This is a genomic window from uncultured Methanobrevibacter sp. (assembly GCF_902788255.1).
Taxonomy (GTDB): Archaea; Methanobacteriota; Methanobacteria; order Methanobacteriales; family Methanobacteriaceae; genus Methanocatella.
Genome location: NZ_CADAJR010000015.1, coordinates 1 through 19,547 on the forward strand (window position 1 = coordinate 1; position 19,547 = coordinate 19,547).

Annotated in this window: 21 protein-coding genes; 11 read left to right on the top strand and 10 right to left on the bottom strand. The window is 33.4% G+C overall.

Going from position 1 to position 19,547, the window contains the following annotated elements; translation table 11 throughout:
- Positions 1–701: 701 nt before the first annotated feature.
- Complete coding sequence (locus QZV03_RS05165) at positions 702–1,700, bottom strand: hypothetical protein (protein ID WP_296874635.1); 999 nt, start codon at positions 1,698–1,700, stop codon at positions 702–704.
- Positions 1,701–2,788: 1,088 nt separating this feature from the next.
- Here QZV03_RS05165 and QZV03_RS05170 point away from each other — a divergent pair.
- From QZV03_RS05170 to QZV03_RS05195, 6 genes are all read left to right on the top strand, one after another.
- Entirely contained in the window at positions 2,789–3,481 is a 693-nt protein-coding gene (locus tag QZV03_RS05170) for a zinc ribbon domain-containing protein (protein WP_296874636.1), read from the top strand.
- Between the two features lie 113 nt (positions 3,482–3,594).
- On the top strand, positions 3,595–4,254 hold the full coding sequence (locus tag QZV03_RS05175) for a zinc ribbon domain-containing protein (protein WP_296874637.1): 660 nt from the start codon (positions 3,595–3,597) through the stop codon (positions 4,252–4,254).
- A 47-nt stretch (positions 4,255–4,301) separates the two neighbouring features.
- Positions 4,302–4,784: a hypothetical protein gene (locus QZV03_RS05180; RefSeq protein WP_296874638.1), complete on the top strand. Its 483-nt coding sequence runs from the start codon at positions 4,302–4,304 to the stop codon at positions 4,782–4,784.
- 26 nt (positions 4,785–4,810) lie between these two features.
- On the top strand, positions 4,811–5,407 hold the full coding sequence (locus QZV03_RS05185) for a hypothetical protein (RefSeq protein WP_296874639.1): 597 nt from the start codon (positions 4,811–4,813) through the stop codon (positions 5,405–5,407).
- 72 nt (positions 5,408–5,479) lie between these two features.
- Positions 5,480–5,854 carry a hypothetical protein gene (locus QZV03_RS05190; protein ID WP_296874640.1) on the top strand — a complete coding sequence of 125 codons (375 nt, stop codon included), beginning with the start codon at positions 5,480–5,482 and terminating at the stop codon, positions 5,852–5,854.
- A 12-nt stretch (positions 5,855–5,866) separates the two neighbouring features.
- Positions 5,867–6,796 carry an SseB family protein gene (locus QZV03_RS05195; RefSeq protein ID WP_296874641.1) on the top strand — a complete coding sequence of 310 codons (930 nt, stop codon included), beginning with the start codon at positions 5,867–5,869 and terminating at the stop codon, positions 6,794–6,796.
- A 187-nt stretch (positions 6,797–6,983) separates the two neighbouring features.
- On the opposite strand, the gene QZV03_RS05200 is transcribed toward QZV03_RS05195, so the two are convergent.
- Genes QZV03_RS05200 through QZV03_RS05220 form a run of 5 tightly spaced genes read right to left on the bottom strand, consistent with a single transcriptional unit; the run spans position 6,984 to position 10,170 of the window.
- Positions 6,984–7,163, bottom strand: coding sequence for a hypothetical protein (locus tag QZV03_RS05200; RefSeq protein WP_296874642.1), 180 nt, complete (start codon positions 7,161–7,163; stop codon positions 6,984–6,986).
- A 50-nt stretch (positions 7,164–7,213) separates the two neighbouring features.
- Positions 7,214–7,393, bottom strand: a complete 180-nt coding sequence (locus QZV03_RS05205; protein ID WP_296874643.1) for a hypothetical protein — start codon at positions 7,391–7,393, stop codon at positions 7,214–7,216.
- 46 nt (positions 7,394–7,439) lie between these two features.
- Entirely contained in the window at positions 7,440–8,144 is a 705-nt protein-coding gene (locus tag QZV03_RS05210; RefSeq protein ID WP_296874644.1) for an endonuclease/exonuclease/phosphatase family protein, read from the bottom strand.
- 11 nt (positions 8,145–8,155) lie between these two features.
- Positions 8,156–8,902: a zinc ribbon domain-containing protein gene (locus QZV03_RS05215; protein WP_296874645.1), complete on the bottom strand. Its 747-nt coding sequence runs from the start codon at positions 8,900–8,902 to the stop codon at positions 8,156–8,158.
- Between the two features lie 11 nt (positions 8,903–8,913).
- Positions 8,914–10,170, bottom strand: a complete 1,257-nt coding sequence (locus QZV03_RS05220) for an exodeoxyribonuclease III (RefSeq protein ID WP_296874646.1) — start codon at positions 10,168–10,170, stop codon at positions 8,914–8,916.
- A 324-nt stretch (positions 10,171–10,494) separates the two neighbouring features.
- Between QZV03_RS05220 and QZV03_RS05225 the strand changes: the two genes are divergently transcribed.
- From QZV03_RS05225 to QZV03_RS05245, 5 genes are all read left to right on the top strand, one after another.
- Positions 10,495–10,944 carry a hypothetical protein gene (locus QZV03_RS05225; protein ID WP_296874647.1) on the top strand — a complete coding sequence of 150 codons (450 nt, stop codon included), beginning with the start codon at positions 10,495–10,497 and terminating at the stop codon, positions 10,942–10,944.
- Between the two features lie 327 nt (positions 10,945–11,271).
- Positions 11,272–12,234 (top strand): hypothetical protein, encoded by a 963-nt coding sequence (locus QZV03_RS05230; protein ID WP_296874648.1) that lies wholly within the window; start codon positions 11,272–11,274, stop codon positions 12,232–12,234.
- A 109-nt stretch (positions 12,235–12,343) separates the two neighbouring features.
- On the top strand, positions 12,344–12,772 hold the full coding sequence (locus tag QZV03_RS05235; RefSeq protein ID WP_296874649.1) for a hypothetical protein: 429 nt from the start codon (positions 12,344–12,346) through the stop codon (positions 12,770–12,772).
- 75 nt (positions 12,773–12,847) lie between these two features.
- Positions 12,848–12,985, top strand: coding sequence for a hypothetical protein (locus tag QZV03_RS05240; protein WP_296874650.1), 138 nt, complete (start codon positions 12,848–12,850; stop codon positions 12,983–12,985).
- Between the two features lie 57 nt (positions 12,986–13,042).
- Positions 13,043–13,768 carry an HIRAN domain-containing protein gene (locus QZV03_RS05245; RefSeq protein ID WP_296874651.1) on the top strand — a complete coding sequence of 242 codons (726 nt, stop codon included), beginning with the start codon at positions 13,043–13,045 and terminating at the stop codon, positions 13,766–13,768.
- A 74-nt stretch (positions 13,769–13,842) separates the two neighbouring features.
- On the opposite strand, the gene QZV03_RS05250 is transcribed toward QZV03_RS05245, so the two are convergent.
- The 4 genes from QZV03_RS05250 to QZV03_RS05265 form a co-directional block, all read right to left on the bottom strand.
- Positions 13,843–15,585, bottom strand: a complete 1,743-nt coding sequence (locus QZV03_RS05250) for a hypothetical protein (protein WP_296874652.1) — start codon at positions 15,583–15,585, stop codon at positions 13,843–13,845.
- Positions 15,586–15,778: 193 nt separating this feature from the next.
- Positions 15,779–16,549, bottom strand: a complete 771-nt coding sequence (locus QZV03_RS05255) for a metallophosphoesterase (protein ID WP_296874653.1) — start codon at positions 16,547–16,549, stop codon at positions 15,779–15,781.
- 67 nt (positions 16,550–16,616) lie between these two features.
- Entirely contained in the window at positions 16,617–17,000 is a 384-nt protein-coding gene (locus QZV03_RS05260; RefSeq protein WP_296874654.1) for a tetratricopeptide repeat protein, read from the bottom strand.
- A 16-nt stretch (positions 17,001–17,016) separates the two neighbouring features.
- Entirely contained in the window at positions 17,017–19,533 is a 2,517-nt protein-coding gene (locus QZV03_RS05265) for an Hsp70 family protein (RefSeq protein WP_296874655.1), read from the bottom strand.
- Positions 19,534–19,547 lie beyond the last annotated feature (14 nt).

Consider the following 19,547-nt stretch of genomic DNA (forward strand, 5'->3'; position numbering starts at 1 on the left):
TTTTTAAAACACATTTCATTTTTGTGTTTTCTAGTAATTTAAAAGATATCCTGTCAACTACATTGAATTTTTAAAATCAACAAAGTTTTTGAAAGAGTCTTAACATTAACATTTCAGGATTTGGAATCTGATTTTGAAATGGACTTGATATATATTCGAGGATTGAAATTAACTTTAACATTAACAATCCATTCCGTTAAAGTGAAAAGCTATTAATAATATTGAAGATGGAGATTTACTTTTGATTTAATTAACGTTAACATTAACATTAACGATAGCTAAGAGAGAACTGAAATTTACTTTAACATTAACGATTCCAATTCCAGAACTTATTTTCCCCTGCACATTGATATATATGTTGGAGTTAAAGTCAAATCAACTTCACAACCCCTCTGTTAAAGTAAACGAAGAACCTCACAAAACAAGACTAGACAGCACACATTCTTTAAATTAATGTAACATTAACGTTACGATACCAAAACCAAACCGAAATTTACTTTAACATCAGCATTTTGAGATTTGGAATTTGAATTAAGCTTGATATATAATTAGGTGAAAGTCAAAATAACTTCTCAACCAACAATAGTAAATCAAATATAGAGTCAAGAATATTAAAGCTACAAACTTATCGTCGATTTAATTAACTTTAACGTTAACAATAACAATTGCGAAATCAGAAAAAACTTTACTTCTGGGGGACATTACTGGTGGCGCTTTATTTCTGATTTTTTTCTGGCTATGGCTTCCTCATATTTTTTTATATTTTTTTCATAAACTTTATTTTTCCAGTTCTGATATTCAGTAGTTTGCAGAGTTATTGGATTCGGATTGTTAGGGAGTTTAATATCCACATAATAATCAAACTCATCCCCAATAATCCCTTTTATTTCATTATATAATTCATCACAATACCACTCACAAAAAGAAGTTATGGATATTAAGTCAAGTTTGTCATATTCAGACATTTTTTCCCAATCGAAATCTATTCCATTAACATCACAATAAACTTCAATATCTCCATATACAAAATCTTCAAAATTTTTTAATAAAAAAGATTGAAAATTAACTTCTTTAGAATAATCTTTAATGAATATAACCTGTGGAGAATATCCTCTATCAATTCCATCAAACTTCAAATCATGTTTATTTTCAACATTTTTAATTATATTTTTTATCCCAGGTTTCAAATTTTCAATAGACTTACATTTATCTTCATATTTATTTAATAGACTATTAAATGGAGTATTATCTGTGTGAAAATCATTTATAAAATTATCAAAAACTTGTGAATCTAAAAAATTAAATAAATTTAATATTTCGTAAAGTTGTTGTTCAGTATAATTTTCTAACAAATATCTTACTGATTTTTCATTATTCCATTGTGTGATTTTAAAGAATTTATTAAAAATATGCATATTTTCTGTTAGTAGAATATAAAATTCTTTATAATGTAATTCCTTTTGTTTTTGTTTTTTTTCTTCTTCTAATTTTTTTTCTTTTTCTATTTGAATTTTCTTTTCTAAAATATGCAGTTCATCATCCAAATCTCGAATCTTTTCATTAATTTTTATTAAATCGTATTTATATTCAATAATATCTTCTCTAGATTGAGGCAATTCCAATTTTCTTTCTAATTCGTTACGCTTATATTTTAAAGAAGATAATTCTTTAGAAACTTGTAGATACTCCTCTTCTAACATTTATATCACTCATTAATAAAATTAATTAAATCCCTTGATAAAAAAAATATACTTTAATTTTAGTATCTTTATAGAAGTTTATAATATTTTTTATATAAAACATAATTTTGAATCAAACACTAGATACATGTTATAAGTGAACCAATTCGCCAGGCCGGAACCACGCCGACCGCAAGGGAGGCGTGTGTGTAGGTCTGGTGTAAAGAATTGGTGAGCATATACTATAGGGAGGAACCGACCCTTGCCGGTCTGTTCCGTATAGATAGTGTATTCAAAATAAGCTATACATCTCTGATGGACAGGTTGCGACAAATGAAATGAGTCACAATAGATATATGAAGAATAATTAATTTTGTCAGATTTAAGAACCGACCCTTTAGCGGTCGGTTCGAGGTTAGTTTTGATAAACTTGATTTTATTTTGCATTGGCTTCTTGGGTAATTATATGGGGGCTTGTCCCCCATTAATTAGGCATTAAGGGTTACAATGCAAATAGGGGATGAGAAGTTAAACACCACAAACAATTCCCATCTAATTCAATAACGAGCGTTCATGAAAAAATCTAGCTCCGGTGAAAAAAGCAAAAGACCCTCATAGCTATATTCTAGTTCTATTGAAACCCATATCATTTAAAATTTTATTATATTCCTCACGAGTAGTAAATGAAGGAGCATTTTCATCATCACTACCTCCAGTTGATCCGTTCACCAGAGTTTGTTATAACAATGTAATCTGAATCAATACCCTCCCTTACTGACACTGTAGTACTTAATTATCATTATTATTTAACTAAAATTTTTTTAATCTAATAACCTTACTAATCATTTTAATTTTTACATATCTTATTGAGCTAATAAAAAAATAACCTTAAAATTATTCAATTGTATAAATTAATGAAGATATAATATTATAAAGTAAATTATATGGTTTATTTTCCTAAAAAGGTAATAAAATAAAGTCAAGGCATTATTTAAATCGATATCTATAAATAAATTTCAAGTATAGATATAATATTAAAATGTAATAAATCTGTGTTTAAAAAAAAACTTAATTAAACATATAAATTTAAGAAGAATAAAGGTGATTAAATGGGAGAGTTAGACGAATTAAAATCAAAAATTACATATGATAACAAAACTATTTTTGGAATAGTCGGTATTATTGTTGGCTTTTTGTTTTGGGGAATTGGCCATCCAGGTATTGGAATTGGAGACGTTTTAATATTAATTTTCCCCTGTATATTATTAATAATACCCAGCCCTACAATAAAAAACAGTAAAGTTCTATCGGTGATTTCAATAATAATTTTATTATTATTACTGCTTGTTGGCCTATCTTCATTATCCGAAATACTTATCTACTATTTACCTGATAGTTATATGTTCGCTGATGGCTATGTTGAATCAATGTTATTATCAGATATCCTTCAACTAATTTTATGCATTTACGGATTATTCTGTGCATTTTTATTATCCATTCAAAGTGAACCTAATCAAACAAAAAATGTAGTTTCATCTACCAATTATAATATGTCCAATAATGCTACAAAAAATTTTGATAAATATTGTACAGAATGTGGTCAGGGATTAATGAACGATGCAAAGTTCTGCCCAGGTTGTGGAAGAAATCTGAATGCAAATGATAATGAACCTGCTACCGAAGAAAACATGACTGTTGAGGAAGAGGATGAACTTAAGTGTAAAAAATGTGGTGCAGAATTAACTGAAGAAAGTATATTTTGCCCAGAATGTGGCGAAAAAATAAAAGATAATACTGAGTAAAATGTCACTTCATATTAACCATATGGAGAAATAAGAAAATACAAAATTGTGCAAATCTGAAAATGCATTTATAAGAGACCCCATATGTCTTATAAATTATTGAGGTGATAATTATGCCTAAAATTTGTGAAGAATGTGGAGAAGAAATAAAAAACAAAAATGCTAAATTCTGTGAAAAATGTGGAGCCAAAATAAAAGTTGCACCAAATGTAGAAAATAAAAAAAATGATTCAAATATACAATCAACAGGAAAGCAGAAATTAATGATAATTGGAGCAATAGCCATTATAGCCATTGTTGCAGTAGTAGGATTTACGCTATTAAGCCAGCCTACTCCAATAGAATGCAAAACAGTTGAAATTGTTGATGGAATTCCTATAGATGTTCCAATTAATTCAACAAAGGAAAAAAAGAATACCTTAACTTATTATAAATCCGATTTAGCAGAAGTGATATTGTTTACTCCTCCTGAAGGACCTGTTAATAAAAAAACAGTAGATGAACTATCAGGCATGAATGTTTGGACTAGAGAATATGAAGATTCATCCGTACAGGAAGATGCTGAACTCATAAGTGGAAAAATGCATGATTCAGTAGAGTATGATGATCACAAAAAAATAGATGATGCTTTGGTATTTTATGACGAGACCAGTGGAATGTATTCTATAGTTCGTGATGGAGGGGCTAGTGGATATTGTTTATATGCTGAATCTAAAGATCCACATGTTCTTGCCCAAATTTCGAACTCAATTGGCGGTAAAGATAATAAATAATTCATAAAATTAAAAAGGAGGAACTTTATGTCAAAAAAAATATTTTAATGTTTTTAACATTAACATTAGTTGTTTGTGTATGTTTATCTCCATTAATGGCTGCAGACAATACTTATTCCGTTGATATTAATGGAGTTACATTTAATATTCCAAATAACTACCATGAAGATGAAGAAATGACTATGGCTGAAGATGGTTCTGTTATTGATAATTATATGGAAGATCATCCCTGTTATTATATTGGAAAAGTTTATACTGATGGGAATAATTCTATTTCCATAAGTACAAGTTCCAGTTACGGAGACCCATTTGTTGCAGAAGATATTTTAGATTTCAGTAGTGGAGAAAAAACAATTGCCGGCAACAGAGGTGAGTTTTATGAATATTCTCCTAGTGAACTTCAAATGTCAAATGATAATTTTTATTATAAACATGATAGTCTAGTTTCTTTTCGGTATGTTGAAAATGGTGTTTGTGTAATGATTGAAGCAGAAGATGTAAAAACAATTGAAAAAGTTATTGGTACTTAAAAATATAATTAATTAGGTGTGATTCTATGGAAAAAAATCAAAAATTAATAATAGGAGCATTGATTGTGATAATTGCATTAATTGCCCTAATAGGAACAGTAATGCTCATGAATGTTGAAAAAACTGAAATTATAATCCCTGATGAATACACTCTTGAGAGTAATAAATCAGGAGTTTTAACATATAAAAATAATCTCAGTAATGGTTATAAATTAGAAATAAAAGAAGATACAAATTCTAAAGGAATCAAAAAAGAGAACATGTATGGCAGTATAATGAAATGTACAGTAAATGGCACAGATTATATTATAACATGTTATAATCCGGTTGATAAAACAAAAGAGGTAACTCCATATAATTATGGATTATATGATGTTTCAGATATTAAAGCTCATCCTGGTGTAAAACCTGTTGAATGCGTTGGCTCAGATTCAATTACATTCCCAAGCATTTTTACTCAAACTAACAATCCTTATGATTTAAAAACATTGAATAATATGAATAAAACAGGTAATCTGAATGCAACAAGCATACAGCAATATTTCCCACCGACATATATGGATGCTGCTGATTTACTTAATCAACGTGACCAAGAGTATGTAGTAAATAGATATTTAGGATAAATAAACTATGGGAGAAATAAAATGAAGTATTTTAATAAAATAGCCATCGTACTAATTTTATTAATTTTTACTATGAGTTTTGTAGCATCTGCAAATGTGCATGATTTTAAGTATCCAAACACTTTTAAAAAAATGGACGATGGAGACGGATATATCAATGATCTTGGCCAAGGCATGCTAGTTTATGAATATGATGATTCTTCAAAAGCACTTTTCTTATCAAATCACGATCAATATGCTTTTGAATATTATGAAAATAATTATTATGCCTTTGCGGATGGTGAAAACAATTTAGGTGGCCTTTTGGAAGTTGTTTCATATAAAGGAGACAAATACATTGTAATATCAACAATTTTGATGGATAATCTTGAATCTGAAAGTGGATATATCCAAGATAATCTAGAAGAATTTAATAAATTAAATAAGGTTGAACCTTTAACAATTTAAGGCGGTGAAATTATGCAAGAATCATATGTGACCAACAATCACTTAAGAACTGTATTTAATGACATTGGAGACTATTTGGAAAAAGGTCAGGAACCTCCAGAAGATTTATTCCTTGAATTTATCGGAGAATTGAGAGTATCCAATTTATTAATTCCAGGCATAATTGAAGGAGATGAATTAATATCAGAAAATTTAACAAATGATGCTGGTGAGACAGTTATTCCATTATACACTGATGATGAGGAATATGTTAAAGATAAAGGTTTAGATTCTGAATATGACCCCGTCCCTAATGACATCCGGTATTATGTTGATTTAATCAATGAAAATAATTTTAATGGAATTATAATCAATTTAGCCAGTGAGGGTTTCTTCATACCATCTGATTTATTAAATAATTTATCATTAGGCCCAACATTTTCAATCAACGATAATTTTAGAGGATACGAATCAGATCAATTAAAAAATATTGCTGAAAATACATCAAATGATTCTTTAGTCAATTTTATCAGAAATCCCAGCAATGACAATAACTTTGATGATTTAATGATGGAATTAACAAAATCCACATTACTCAATGTTATTGTTGATGAAGAAAATCTGGAAGATTATTCTAATAATGGAATAATATTCAGAGAAGATGTTGGAGGATTTGAAGTCTGTAATACCGGAAATGATGAAGAAAACTTTGGAATATTATTCACAAGCAAAAATGCTATTTTAAACACAATGGATTATAATTCAGAATTTTATTATTATTATCAAATTACCATACTTTCTGAATTCTTTGATTATGTGTTAAGAAGTGACATGGGAGGAGTTGTAATTAATCCGGGATTAGATGATTATTTCATCCCAAGAGGGTTCTTATTAACATTTTCAAATGTTATGGACAACCCTAGTTTCAAACAAGCCCTGGATTATGCATTTTTATTGAAATAACTATTATTTTTAATAGTTATTCTTTTTTTATTTATTATAATGGATTTTAACTGATAAGTGTGAACAAGACGGCACATACAAAAATTTAGATGAAAAAATTAAAGAAATCAAAAACAATACCTTGGGTTATGAGGAATAAATCGTAAACTACTTTTTATTCATACTCCTACATTGTTTTTTAATATTTTTAAAGACCATAATTGTATATTTCAGATAAGATTCTACCTCGAATTTCTCCCAACTCCATTATTTTCTTTCTGATATTGTTTTTATCGTCTTCGGATAATTCAGTATTATTTTTTAAAATCATTTCATATGCTTCAATGGTTGTTCGGATGCTGTGCAATTCAGCTTCTGCTCTTGTCATAATTTATCCTCCTTTTATTGCAATGTATTTTTCTATTATTCACACTATTTTTAACTTTTTTCATTAATCAGATTACATACCTCTGATAGATATTCCTTATTCATCATATAAACAAATTTAGGAGTGGGCTCAATAATGTTATCTTCCATTAAATCTTTATCCTTTTCATACCTGCGGATTTCCAGTATAAGTTCGTCCCGTTTTTTTATGAGTTCTTCAAGGTGTTGCATTTTCTAATGATTTTCTGAAAGTTACTGGATCAATCATCATCGTAGTTTACTCCGGAATTTCAAAAACAATCGGCATATGGTCACTTATCCCTATCCATTTATCGGCATCTCCAATTTGTAAATCTTTAACTTTATCTGGTGCTGCAAATACGTGATCCAAGTGAAAAGGACTGTTTAAATTTCTACGCCAATAAAATGTAGGTATTGATTCTTTTCCTTGTTGTTCTCCAGTAAAATAATGATATGTATCAACAAGCCCTTTTTCAGATAATTTTTCTATCATCTCATAAACATTCTTTCCATGCTGTTTGTTAACTAATCTTACATCGCAATTAAAATCTCCACAGATAATCATCTCTTCATTGAAAAACCCTGAATTTTTGTGTTCTTCATAATATCTGGTAATCTCTTTAGGATAATAAATTTCCTTGCGTCCTTCAATGTTAGGATTAGTCCAAACACCTAAAAGATTAAAATCATCATTAACCCTAACAGGAATGAAATATCTAAGTCCTTTATCATCCAAATCCACTAAATCTAATTTTATATTATCTTTGGCAAATATCCCTAGACCATAACTCTGATTATGACCCACCCAATAATAATTGGAAGCAAATTCATTATACTCTTGCGAATCTATTGTCAATGGATTTTCACATTCCTGTATTACATATATATCTGCATCCTCTTCAAGAATAGCTGGAAATCTTTCACTAAAGTAACCATTAGAATTCCAAGTAACTATTTTCATAACAATCCCATTTATTCAACTTTTGTTCCACATTCATCACAGAATTTAGAGTCTTTTGCCAATTCATTTCCACAGTTTTTGCACTGTTTTAAATCATTTACATCATCTTCAACAATTTCTTTCAATTTTAAAAATTTTTCTTCAGTAATTAATCCATTTTCACACATCTTTTCAAGACGTTGCAAATTATCTTTTTTTCTTTGAGCATCCAAATTTTTTACTTGATTAAAATCAATTTTCAATCCCCACCCCTCTTCTTCATAAAGTACACCGGAAATACGCTCATTTAAAATATCAATGCAATGATTTATAACATATTCTCCCCTATAACTTCCAAAAGTTGGGATAAAAAATATTTTTTTATTGCCCAATAATGTAAGTACTCCCATGGACCTCTTTTTATTATCTTCCATATATTCTGCAGAGACAATATCTTCATAAGGAATTCTTATATCACATCCATCAATAGCCCCATTTTTAAAAACAATACCTTTATCAACAACTTGCAAAATTGTTGTAATTATCCTGTTTTCTTCATTTTGACTTGTTCCACTTGTTGCAGCCCATCCTATTATACCAAAAGCTAGTGTAGCAACCCCTTTTTTCGCTCCACTACTCCCGGATGTTTTTAATTGTTTTTCAGGAAGAATTACTTCAACTTCAACTCCTTTAAATATATCATATTCTTCCAATATTCTTTTAATTTCCTGCCTTTCCCTTTCTTCCTTACTTAAGTCATTTTTATCAAAAAACCCCATAATTTCACCAGTTAAATAAAATCTCCTTTTGGTCTTGCTTCAATTCCCAATTTCTTATACATGCTTCTGGTTGCAGGATTTGATTCAATAGCCAAATATCTATCTCCATCATCTCCGTGTTGAGGCATTACCTCATTTTCCATCCAGTATTTCTTCAATACATGGGGTTGGCGATTTCCAAAATTCCAAAATGTTTCATCCGGCTCAAATCCGGTTTTCTCTTTAAGGTCCCTAAGAATTGCATAAGACCTTCTGTAAGGACTAGCTGTTATTAAAATAACATAATTATCTTTAATTAAACTGATTAAATCCGTTTCATATTTTTGGGATTTGATTTTTTCAACCATTGGCAACCATTTTATTTCCTTGGAGTTGGCTATTAAAGTATAATTTAAATCCAAAAGAATTATCTTGTCTTTAGGAATTTTTAATTTATCCTCACAAATTTCTTCCTCTTCATCTTCAGTTTCTATTAATTTAATTCCACAGTACCCGCAGAATTCATTTTCGCTATCGTTTACTATTCCACATACAGGACAGGAATTTAATTCCAATACGATTGGTGCATGGTCTGAACCCATTTGGTCTTTTAGGATGTATGAATCTGTCAATGTAGCCTCAAAAGTGTTGGATACAAGGAAGTAGTCAAATCTGTATCCCTTATTAGCTTCCCTGAAGCCTTTTCGGTTTGGCCACCATGTGAAATTGTCCCCATCTGTATTGAACTTTCTGAATGCATCAACATATTTTGTCAATATTTCCTTAAACCATTCCTGCTCTTCTGGAAGGAATCCTGATTTGCCTTTTATATTTTTAGGATTTTTAGCATCAATCTCAGCAGATATCCTATTGAAGTCTCCACAGATTATTGATGGCTTGTTTGATTTGTAAACGTATTCTGTGAACCCATCATAGAATCTGAATTTGCGATCCAGTCTTTCAGGTGAACTGGAACCTGATGGACAGTAAACATTATACAGATAAAAGTTTTCAAACTCCATTCTGATTACTCTTCCTTCAGCGTCAAACTCCTTATCGCCAAAACCTTTCCTGACGGAAAGTGTTTCGACCTTTGTATAAACCGCTGTTCCATATTTACCCGGTTCAGATGACGGATAACCATAAAGTGTGTAATTTTCAATTTCAGGAATATCAGAAGTCCTTACTTCCTGAATACATATTATATCAGGGTTTTGTTGTTCAATAAGTTCTTTAACATCATTTAATCGTTTATTAATGCCATTAACATTCCAGGAAATAATTTTCATTTTAATCCAAATCCTTTAAATTGATATTTATACCTATGTTAATAACATTATATAATTAATTCCATTCAAATTAAATCAGATAGTTATAGTGAAACGATAATGATGATGACAAATACCGTGGAAACCAGGAAATCCATTTCGTGATGAGGTTAACGGAAAGGATATGGGTTTTAGCCCAACATCCATGATGATTACGGGATAAATCAAGATGAACCTTCCCTGACACTGATAAGATTTAAATATCATGAATTTTAAAGAAGAGTCATGGATAAAAGAACGGTTTTTGCAATTACTTTTTTCTTGTTATCCCTTATTGTTCTTTTTATGGCTTATGAGGGAGCTCCCGAACATTATGGAGGATCCAAATATCAGACTCCGGCACCTAAAATCGTGGAAGTGGGAAAACTAAATTTCACAGTTCCCGCAGGATATTTTGAAGAGGACCATCACGAGAAAATCAATCTTTCAAAAAGCGTTTCCAAACATGTCATTAAGAGCCATCAAAAATCGTTTAAGCAAAATGATCTGCTGTTATTGGATATTGCAGTGTTTGAATTGGATGACAATATAGATTTAAATGTTTTGAATGACGGAACATTTGCAAACAAATCCATACATGGTGTTGAGGGCATTTTTAAAAGTTCCAAAGTAACCACGCAAACAGGTTTCGTTGAAAATTCCCATTCAAGATATTATTTCAATTATATTGAGGACAATAAACTGGTCATGATTCAATGTGATAATTTAAAAGTCATTGATGGCATGATTTCATGAATTTTTGTTATTGAAAAATCAATTCACATCCATTAGATGAAATACATGGTCTTGTAAAAACATACTTGACAAAAATAATCTAATAATATTAAAAAGAAAATTCATATTTTCTAAAATGCATTAAATTTACACAAAATGAAACTCCCATAGCCATATCAATGAATTAATAATCTCCACTTTCTAAAAAAAGTACTGAGTAATAGCTTGATTTTATCAAAACAAGAAAAAAATTTAAATTAAACTTTAAGTTATTACAGTGACTCCAAGTAAAGTATAACGTAGCTTATTCTAAAAGTATTTAATATGATAATAAACATATTATAAATTATGTTTAACAAAAAGGGAATAATATTACTATTATTGACAATATTTTGTATAGGACTGACTGTTAGTTCAGTTTCAGCAATGGACAATTCAGCTGACAATCTGACAATAGATGAAACAGAATCGGTCCTAAAATTAAGTCCTAACGAATTTAATGACAGAGAAGCAAAAGAATGGGAAGGTCCAGTTGAATTAGAGGAAATGGACATTCATGCAGACAAGGCATTGCCTGCAAGTGATATCCAGGAGTTAAGAGCGGCAAAAAATGCAAATATAGAATTGGTTAAAAAGTATTCATACAAAACATCTGACGGATATAAATTAGTTAAAGCCAAATCCAATACTTATAAAAACATTTATGTTGATGTATACGGATTAAAAGATCTCAAAAAATATAAATGTACAGATACAGTCTATAAAAAAATTCCTAAATCAATTCACAATATTGCATATAATACAAAATTAGGCAAATACATTTATAAAAACGAGTGGGAAATAAAGAAAATCAAAAAGATTAAAAAAACCTACAAATGGAAATCCACAAAGTGGATGGAAAAAAAGGTCGGCACCAAAAAGGTTTGGGTTACAAAAAAGATAAAAACATATGAATCCTGGATAGATTCAGACGGAAATCTGTACAAAAGCAAATACTGGAGCCCTTATAAGAAATATGGCTATAATATCAAATATGTTAAAAGCGTATGGAGATATTACAGTGACGGGGACATCTGTTATGATTACTATAAAGTTAAGGTAAACAAGCCAATATATAAATCATATTACAAAATCGTAACCCATAAGCAGAAACTAACTTTTTACAAAGTTAAACTAAAGAAAATCGTTTACAAAAAGGTCAGTGTTCCCCATAAATTAATTGTTTTTACAAGAGCCAACAAACAACCAGGTTTCATTCATGATTATTACTATGAGGGAGACCACATGATTGATCAGATGTACTGGAAGTAAATTAATCATTAAAACTTAAAAATAAGGAAAATAATCCTTATTCTTATTTTTTTATTATGTTAAAAGTTATTTATCACTCAAAACAAAAATATGTACAGAGGTTAAGAAAATGATTTCAAAAAACAAAATAATAATTTCACTGGTGATATGCCTGATTGCACTCAGCAGCATATCAGTTGTCTCAGCAATGGAAATCTATGGCGGGGCCTTTTCAACCAACGGAGGATTGGATGACTTGACCTATGCCTCCATGGATGTCGGTACCGCATACTCAGGAAAGAATGTCATTGTCCAGATCTGGTATTCACGTGACGGATCCATCCTGAATCACGGAAACATGGTTCCAATAACCGTAACATCCGACGGTTACATAAACATCAGAAGCGCAGATGCATACAGGTTCTTCCCGGATCATGCCGAAATTAACATCTACGACACATCAAGAAATCTGATATGCTCAAAAGAGGTTAGCATGTCTCCTGAAAGCGGAATTCAGACATACGGCGATGGATTCTATGACCACTCATATATCCGCTAGGAACTAAAAACCAGTTAAAATAAACCATCACCATTACAACACAATTAATCTAAAACTTAAAACAGGTTGATAATTATGGGATTTTTCAGAAACGATAATGACGATGAGGAATACAGGGGACAGACCGGCGACCCGTTTCGCGATGCTGTCAACGGATGGGACATGGGCTCCAACCCAACCTCCAATGACGATTACAGTATAGAACCGGATTAACCATTAATAGACACCAGTAAAAGGGATGAGTATTCAAAAAAGGCATGGGATTACTATATGGACTTTAGGGAGGAGGATGCTCTGCGCTATATCAATATGGCACTTGATTTGGACAGTGACAATGCAAGGAACTGGAACAAAAAGGCGATAATTCTTGAGGCCATGAAAAGATACCCTGAATCGGAGGAGTGCTATGACAAGTCACTGGAACTTGCATTCGACAATCTTGTAAGCGACAATGAGGCGAGAATGCTTTATGACTGGGCATATGTATTGATTGATGAGTCAAAAACACTGCCGAACGGATTGGACAAATTGGAAAAGGCAAAAGAGATAAACAAAAAAGCGCTTGAAACACGTCCGGGGATTAATAGTGAGGAGTCAATTGACAAGTACCTCAACCAGAGAGATGAAATCAACCGCCATATCAATGATGAAAGGGAATATCTGAAAAACCTTGAAACCCTAAAGTCAATTGACAAAGGTGAACTGTTTACAATAGCCGGAAGATTCTATTATGAAAACAGCACCGACCTTGCAGCGGGAATGCTCCTAAAGCTTTTAAGAGAACCGGAAAACGAGTTTGACCGGGATGCGATTGCAGTATATGCCGGAGATGTAAAAATTGGCTACGTTGCAAACAGTGCCTCAACAAAACATGAACTGACCTCATCATCTTCAGAGTTAAAGGATAATATTCATGACACAGCTCAGGCAATCTGTTTATTCAACCTGCAAAGACATTCAGACACACGGTTTCTAATTGGAAAAATAATTGAATAATGAAATTAATCCGTCAAATAATATAAAAAAAATCCCATTTAAAAAAAAATAGAAAGCAGATGAATTGAATTCATCTACATTTTCACTTTCGCAGCTACTTTAACTGTATCCTTCAGGTATGTTGCCTGATAGATGATCTTTTTACCGACCTTGAGCTTATTGAGAACCGGTTTTTTAACGGTTATCTTTGCAACACCCTTCTTGTCGGTTTTTGCACTGTATTTTTTACCGTTGAACTTGAATGTGACCTTTTTGCCTTTGAGGTATTTTCCGTTAAGCTTTGAGAGGGTTGCCTTGAGAACCAGTTTTTTCAGGGATTTCTTGACGGTCACCTTTTTCAGGCTCAAGAGATGCTTTACGGTCAATTTTTTTGTTGCGGTTTCGCCGAGGGCAGTGATTTTAACCTTGTATGTGCCCGGAGCCTGGGACACCTTGAACTTGACAATGCCCCTGGAATCTGTCCTTAATGTTTTGAACGCCCTGTTGTTTATCTTAACAACGACCTTGACACCGTTTTTAAGATTCTTGTCACTGTCATATATCCTGATTGAATAATAGGAACCTTTCCTGTAGACGGTTTTCAGGTTGGATGCTGAAATATAGCGGTCAGAAAACACACAGCCTGTTATCCTGGAGGTGGCTGTTCCGAAGCTTTCATCAGTATACACCGCACCGTTGCTTCTGGCGTTAGGGGAGTTCTTGATGAATTTTGAGTTGGTGACCTTCAGCTCACCGGAATAACCGTTATAAATAGCTCCCCCTTCAGGAGTATTGCTCTGCTCTGAAAGTGAAAACACTCCTGCAATGTTTTCCTTGAAGGTGACATGGTCCATATTCACCACAGCATTTGAGATATAGATTGCACCCCCATCATCGGATACAGCATTCTTATCAAACTCACAGTAGTTCACATTCAGGGTAGGTCTCTCACTGTTCCATATGCTAACAGAAATCGCTCCTCCAAACCTTGAGGCAAAATTGTCATAGAACAAGGTATTATCTATTTGGGAAACGCCTCCACCGATGGCATAGATTGCACCACCTTCAGAACCCGTATGCGGTCCGGCATTGCTTCTGAACTCGGAATTTGAAATCCTGAAGGTTCCCCTCCAGTTATAGATGGCACCTCCGCCATCCGCCTTGTTTGCTGTGAACCTGCTATTTTCGACAATCAGGTTTCCCCGGAAGTTATCGATGGCCCCGCCATAATACTCGGCCTCATTGTTTGTGAATGTTGAGGATTTGACTTTCAGGTTTCCATCGCTTAAAATTGTACCTGAAGCAACCGCATTGGGATACTTGCTCCAGTGGGAATCACCGCTTATCCAACCGTCATGTTCCGCTTTGTTAGTCTCAAAGACACACTTGTTTATCTCCAAATCCGCCTCACTTTTGATTGCTGAGCCGTAATTGGCAAAGGCATTGGTGAATCTGATGTTGTTCAATACCACGCTGACGCCCGGTCCGATTTCAAATATTCTTGATTTGGACTGTGCATCTAAAGTATGCCCGTTTCCGTTGATTGTCAGGTCCTTGGAGATATAGATACCCTTCGTATAGAATCCCTCATCATATTTGTAATCATTTACCAGGTTAAGGGTTGACCCTGCCTCGGCACTGTCAATCTTGCTTTTAAGTGTGGTGAATGTGCCGTCATCAGCTTTTAAAACATCACCCTCTGATACACTCAATTCATCTACTGAAATTTCTTCCTGCGCTATCGCATCATCTGTTGAGTTTGCATCACTTGCGCTTACAGCACCAATCGCCAGAATCGCCACTAGTATGCAAACAGATATTATATGTTTAAACTTCATAACATTACTCCCAATAATGCCCATTTAAGCACTATCTTATAAGTTATTATCTGTTGAAAAAAAGATATAAGTCATCCAAAGCAATTGCTTTAATCAAAGTCCGGATTATCTTCAATTTGAGATGCATGGAATATGATTTGCCAAATCATCCATCTTCAAAAGCTAAAAAAGGCCTGTTTCATCACACATGGAATTAGTCATCCAAATTTTTCAGGCATTTAATCAAATCATCAGTATTGCTGATTTGCTTTTCCAGATCAATATCCAAATAAAGTTTCTTTTCAGCTCCAAAACTTGAAGAGAGTATCATTTGCCTTCCAAAAATTTCATAGCCTTCACTGATGACATTATGACCGATCACCATAACATTGGACTCGACAATATCCAAAAATCGGGAAACATCCTCAATTGAATAATCCTTTTCAAATCTGGACCACAATACATAATACACTGACCTGTCGAGATATTCCTCACCTTCTATAATTGATTTGTAGTCGTCATATGTCTTTATTTTTGGTGAAGGTCCCGCATGGGATACAAAAACACCATTTTCACACTGTATAAAAAAGGGGATTGACTTGAAAAAATCGATATAATCTGATAAATATGGGTCCAAAGAGCCTTTTTTCTCGATAATCAGCCTTTCAAAGTCTATTTTCTGATTGATATTTGCCTTAAATACATTGGCGCCAACAATATGGGCCCATTCATGATTGCCTAAAATGGGATGAAAGTTATCATATTTCTTATACTTATCAATCATGTCCTCCAGCACTTCCAGGGAATAATCCTTTTTATAAATGCTGTGAATAAAATCTCCCGCTATGATAATATGACAATCGGGATCATTGAAATCCCATTTCTCCAAATACTTATTATAATCATCCAGATCGCCATGCAAATCTGTGAAGATTAAAGCTCTGCCTCTTTTAGGCAATTTCATCAAACGGCCATTTTTACACATGTTATCATCTAAAAAAAAGGGTAATATTTGAAATCGGTTTTCAAATACTACCTGAAGTTTCATTATCCTAAAATATTGCATTCAATGCGACTGCAAGCAGGCATGCCAATAAAAAGATAATGGCCACTGACACAATATTTATTTTATTGAAACTAAAAAAAGTCCTGATTTTTGAATTTTTCAATTCACGACATTTTTTTAATCCATAAAAGGCTTCGGCATTATTCTCATCAATTTCCAAAGCACGGATGAAATATATTTCAGCGGATTCAAAATCCCTGTTCTGCGCATATATTTTTGCCATAATGATTGAAACTTCAATGGCATGATGGGAATTAGCTAAGGGATGCAATAGGTTGAATGCGTCCCTGTACCTGCCGTCACCAGCCAATTTTTTAGCTATCTCGATAGTGACTCTTTCACTGCCAGAGTCCATATATCCATTCGCCATTTAAATCACTTCATGCTTATCTTAACCTGTTGTCTTTCTGGCCAGGGTCTTCTTTGACATCATCGGATGCCTGAGCGAACACTGAAGGCTTGGTGATTTTATACAATTGACTTACAATTGACCTTAATTCATCAATATTTCCATTTGATAGGGCGGAATTACCTCTTTGAATCAAATCATTTGCAGCATTTTGATCTATAAATTCGCCTGAAGATGCAAATTCTAAGAATGTGAACATTATAAGCTCAGTTTCATGTATTTGAGCGAAAATGAACTGCATTTTATCCTTGACATTTGCAAGCAACTGGTCATTTTTGGTTTCAACCGCATTATCATACATGCCTTTCATCTGTTCGTACAGCACTTTGGTTTGAGGTTCGGCCTTGTCAAGATTTGCCTCAATATCCGCAATTAACTGGTCAGTCTCGTCCTTAAGTTCATCCCAGGACAGGAGACTGTTGAGAATTATCTCGATATTGTCCAGAATATTGGCGAATTCATTAATCCTTTTACTTGCATTGTCCAATGCGTCAGGGTCGGTTTCACTGTTTCTCAGGAAAGTCTCAATGTTGTCGATCATGTTTTCAGATATTATCTGGTTGAGATAATTTTGAATTTGCATATTGGTTGTGCCTGCAGATTCAGTAAGAATCTTATTGTAACGTGACTTATGTTCCTCAAATCTTTCAATGAGAACGTCACGAGACTTTTTCTCGGATGTGATGACCATACCCTCATCAAATTCCTGGTCCAGATATTCAATGTATACGCTGCTTTCAATGTTCATTGATTCATTGATGGTTACGGACAATTCAATTTCACTGTCCGCCGGCAGGTCCCTTTTAACGTCATTACCTGTTATTTTCAAATGACCAATCAGGGTATTCCTGTCGGCCTTAATCATGTTTCCCTGATATAATGGAATATAAACTTCATCTGAGGCATTTCCCCTATGAACCGGGTTGGAAGACTTGTAGGTTTTCCTGAAGTGGAACGGCAGTTCAGTGGATTTTTCTGCAATGACATCCAGTTCATTTCCAAATTTACCCAATCCGATTGTATGGGACAGTTTTGGCCTGTCGGGAATGATGTCTATTTTATACTTGATGGAATTCACACAGTTAGGGGACAGATTGGCAATATTTCCTGAAGAGTCATAAATTTTAATCTGATATATGTTGTAATCGTTTTCGTTTTCAGCCAGAAGCTGTGTTGTGAAAAATCCGTTTTCGGCAACCGGGATTCTTCCTGATGAATAACCGGTGACGCCGTTTACAAATTCAATTGAGTATCCTTGAGATGATCCCTGCGGATTAATGATTTTTCCGCTCACATTGAATTCAATGTCATCCCCTAAAGTCTCATACATCAACTCAACGCTTACAAAGCCTTCATCAGGCTCTTCATCGGTGACGTGCATAAGTTTTGTTCCGGCATATATTGCAGCACCTCTTGCAACGACGGTTGTAGGGTCGATTGAATATTCCAGTGGAATGTTGAATTCCTCGGTCAGTCTTTCATGTATATATGGACTTAGGGTTGAGCCTCCAACAAGGATGATTTTGGTGACATCGGAAATGGACAGGTTCTCATCCTCCAAAGCTGTGTGACAATGGTTTATGGTACGGTCAACGTAAGGCCTCATTATTTCGTCCAGCTCCTGACGGGTCATGTCATATTCAAAATCGAACACGTCCCCATCATCGCTGATGAAGAAGTTTTCAATTTCAACTTCCGCAGTGTCATATGTGGACAAGTCGGTTTTGGCTATTTCGGCCGCCTTTTTCAATTTGGCGAAATGCTTCAAGTATTTTTCATTGTCACGGTTGAAATCGGTCAAGCCCAATTCATCATTCAGGGCAGGCACAAATACCTTATCCACAATATCCCAGTCGATAAGCTTACCTCCCAGGTATGCGTCACCCTGGTTGTTGACGTTGACGATTTCATCCTCGGTCTTTTTCATAATGGATACATCGAATGTACCTCCACCCAAATCGTAGATTAACCAGAGCTCATTATCTGTTGAATTTCCAAACCCGTATGCCATTGCGGCGGCAGTCGGTTCCTGCAATAATATGACTTCCTTAAAACCAGCCAGTTCAGCCGCTTCAGTGGTTGCCTGAGTTTGAGGAGCAGTGAAATCAGCAGGAACTGTAATTACAGCTGCACGAAGGTCCTTTTGATACATCTGTTTAACTGTGGCCCTCAGATTTTTAAGGATTTCCGCAGACAACTGCACAGGAGTCATTCTCATGCCGCTTTTTTCAAATTCATAAACATGATCGGAACCCATTCTTAATTTGAATTCGGCAAAACCGTTTTTAGGGTCGGTTGCAATCTTATTTTTTGCCTTATCCCCGACAAAAATGGTTCCATTCTTTTTAATGTAAACTGCTGATGCGACAAAATTCTTATTGTCTGTTTTATTTGGAACAACAATAGTGGTGTCCCCGTCAACCTTAGCAATAGAACTTGTGGTTGTACCTAAATCAATACCGTAATCTATTGTACCTGTATTTTCCTCTACCATATAATATCACCTTT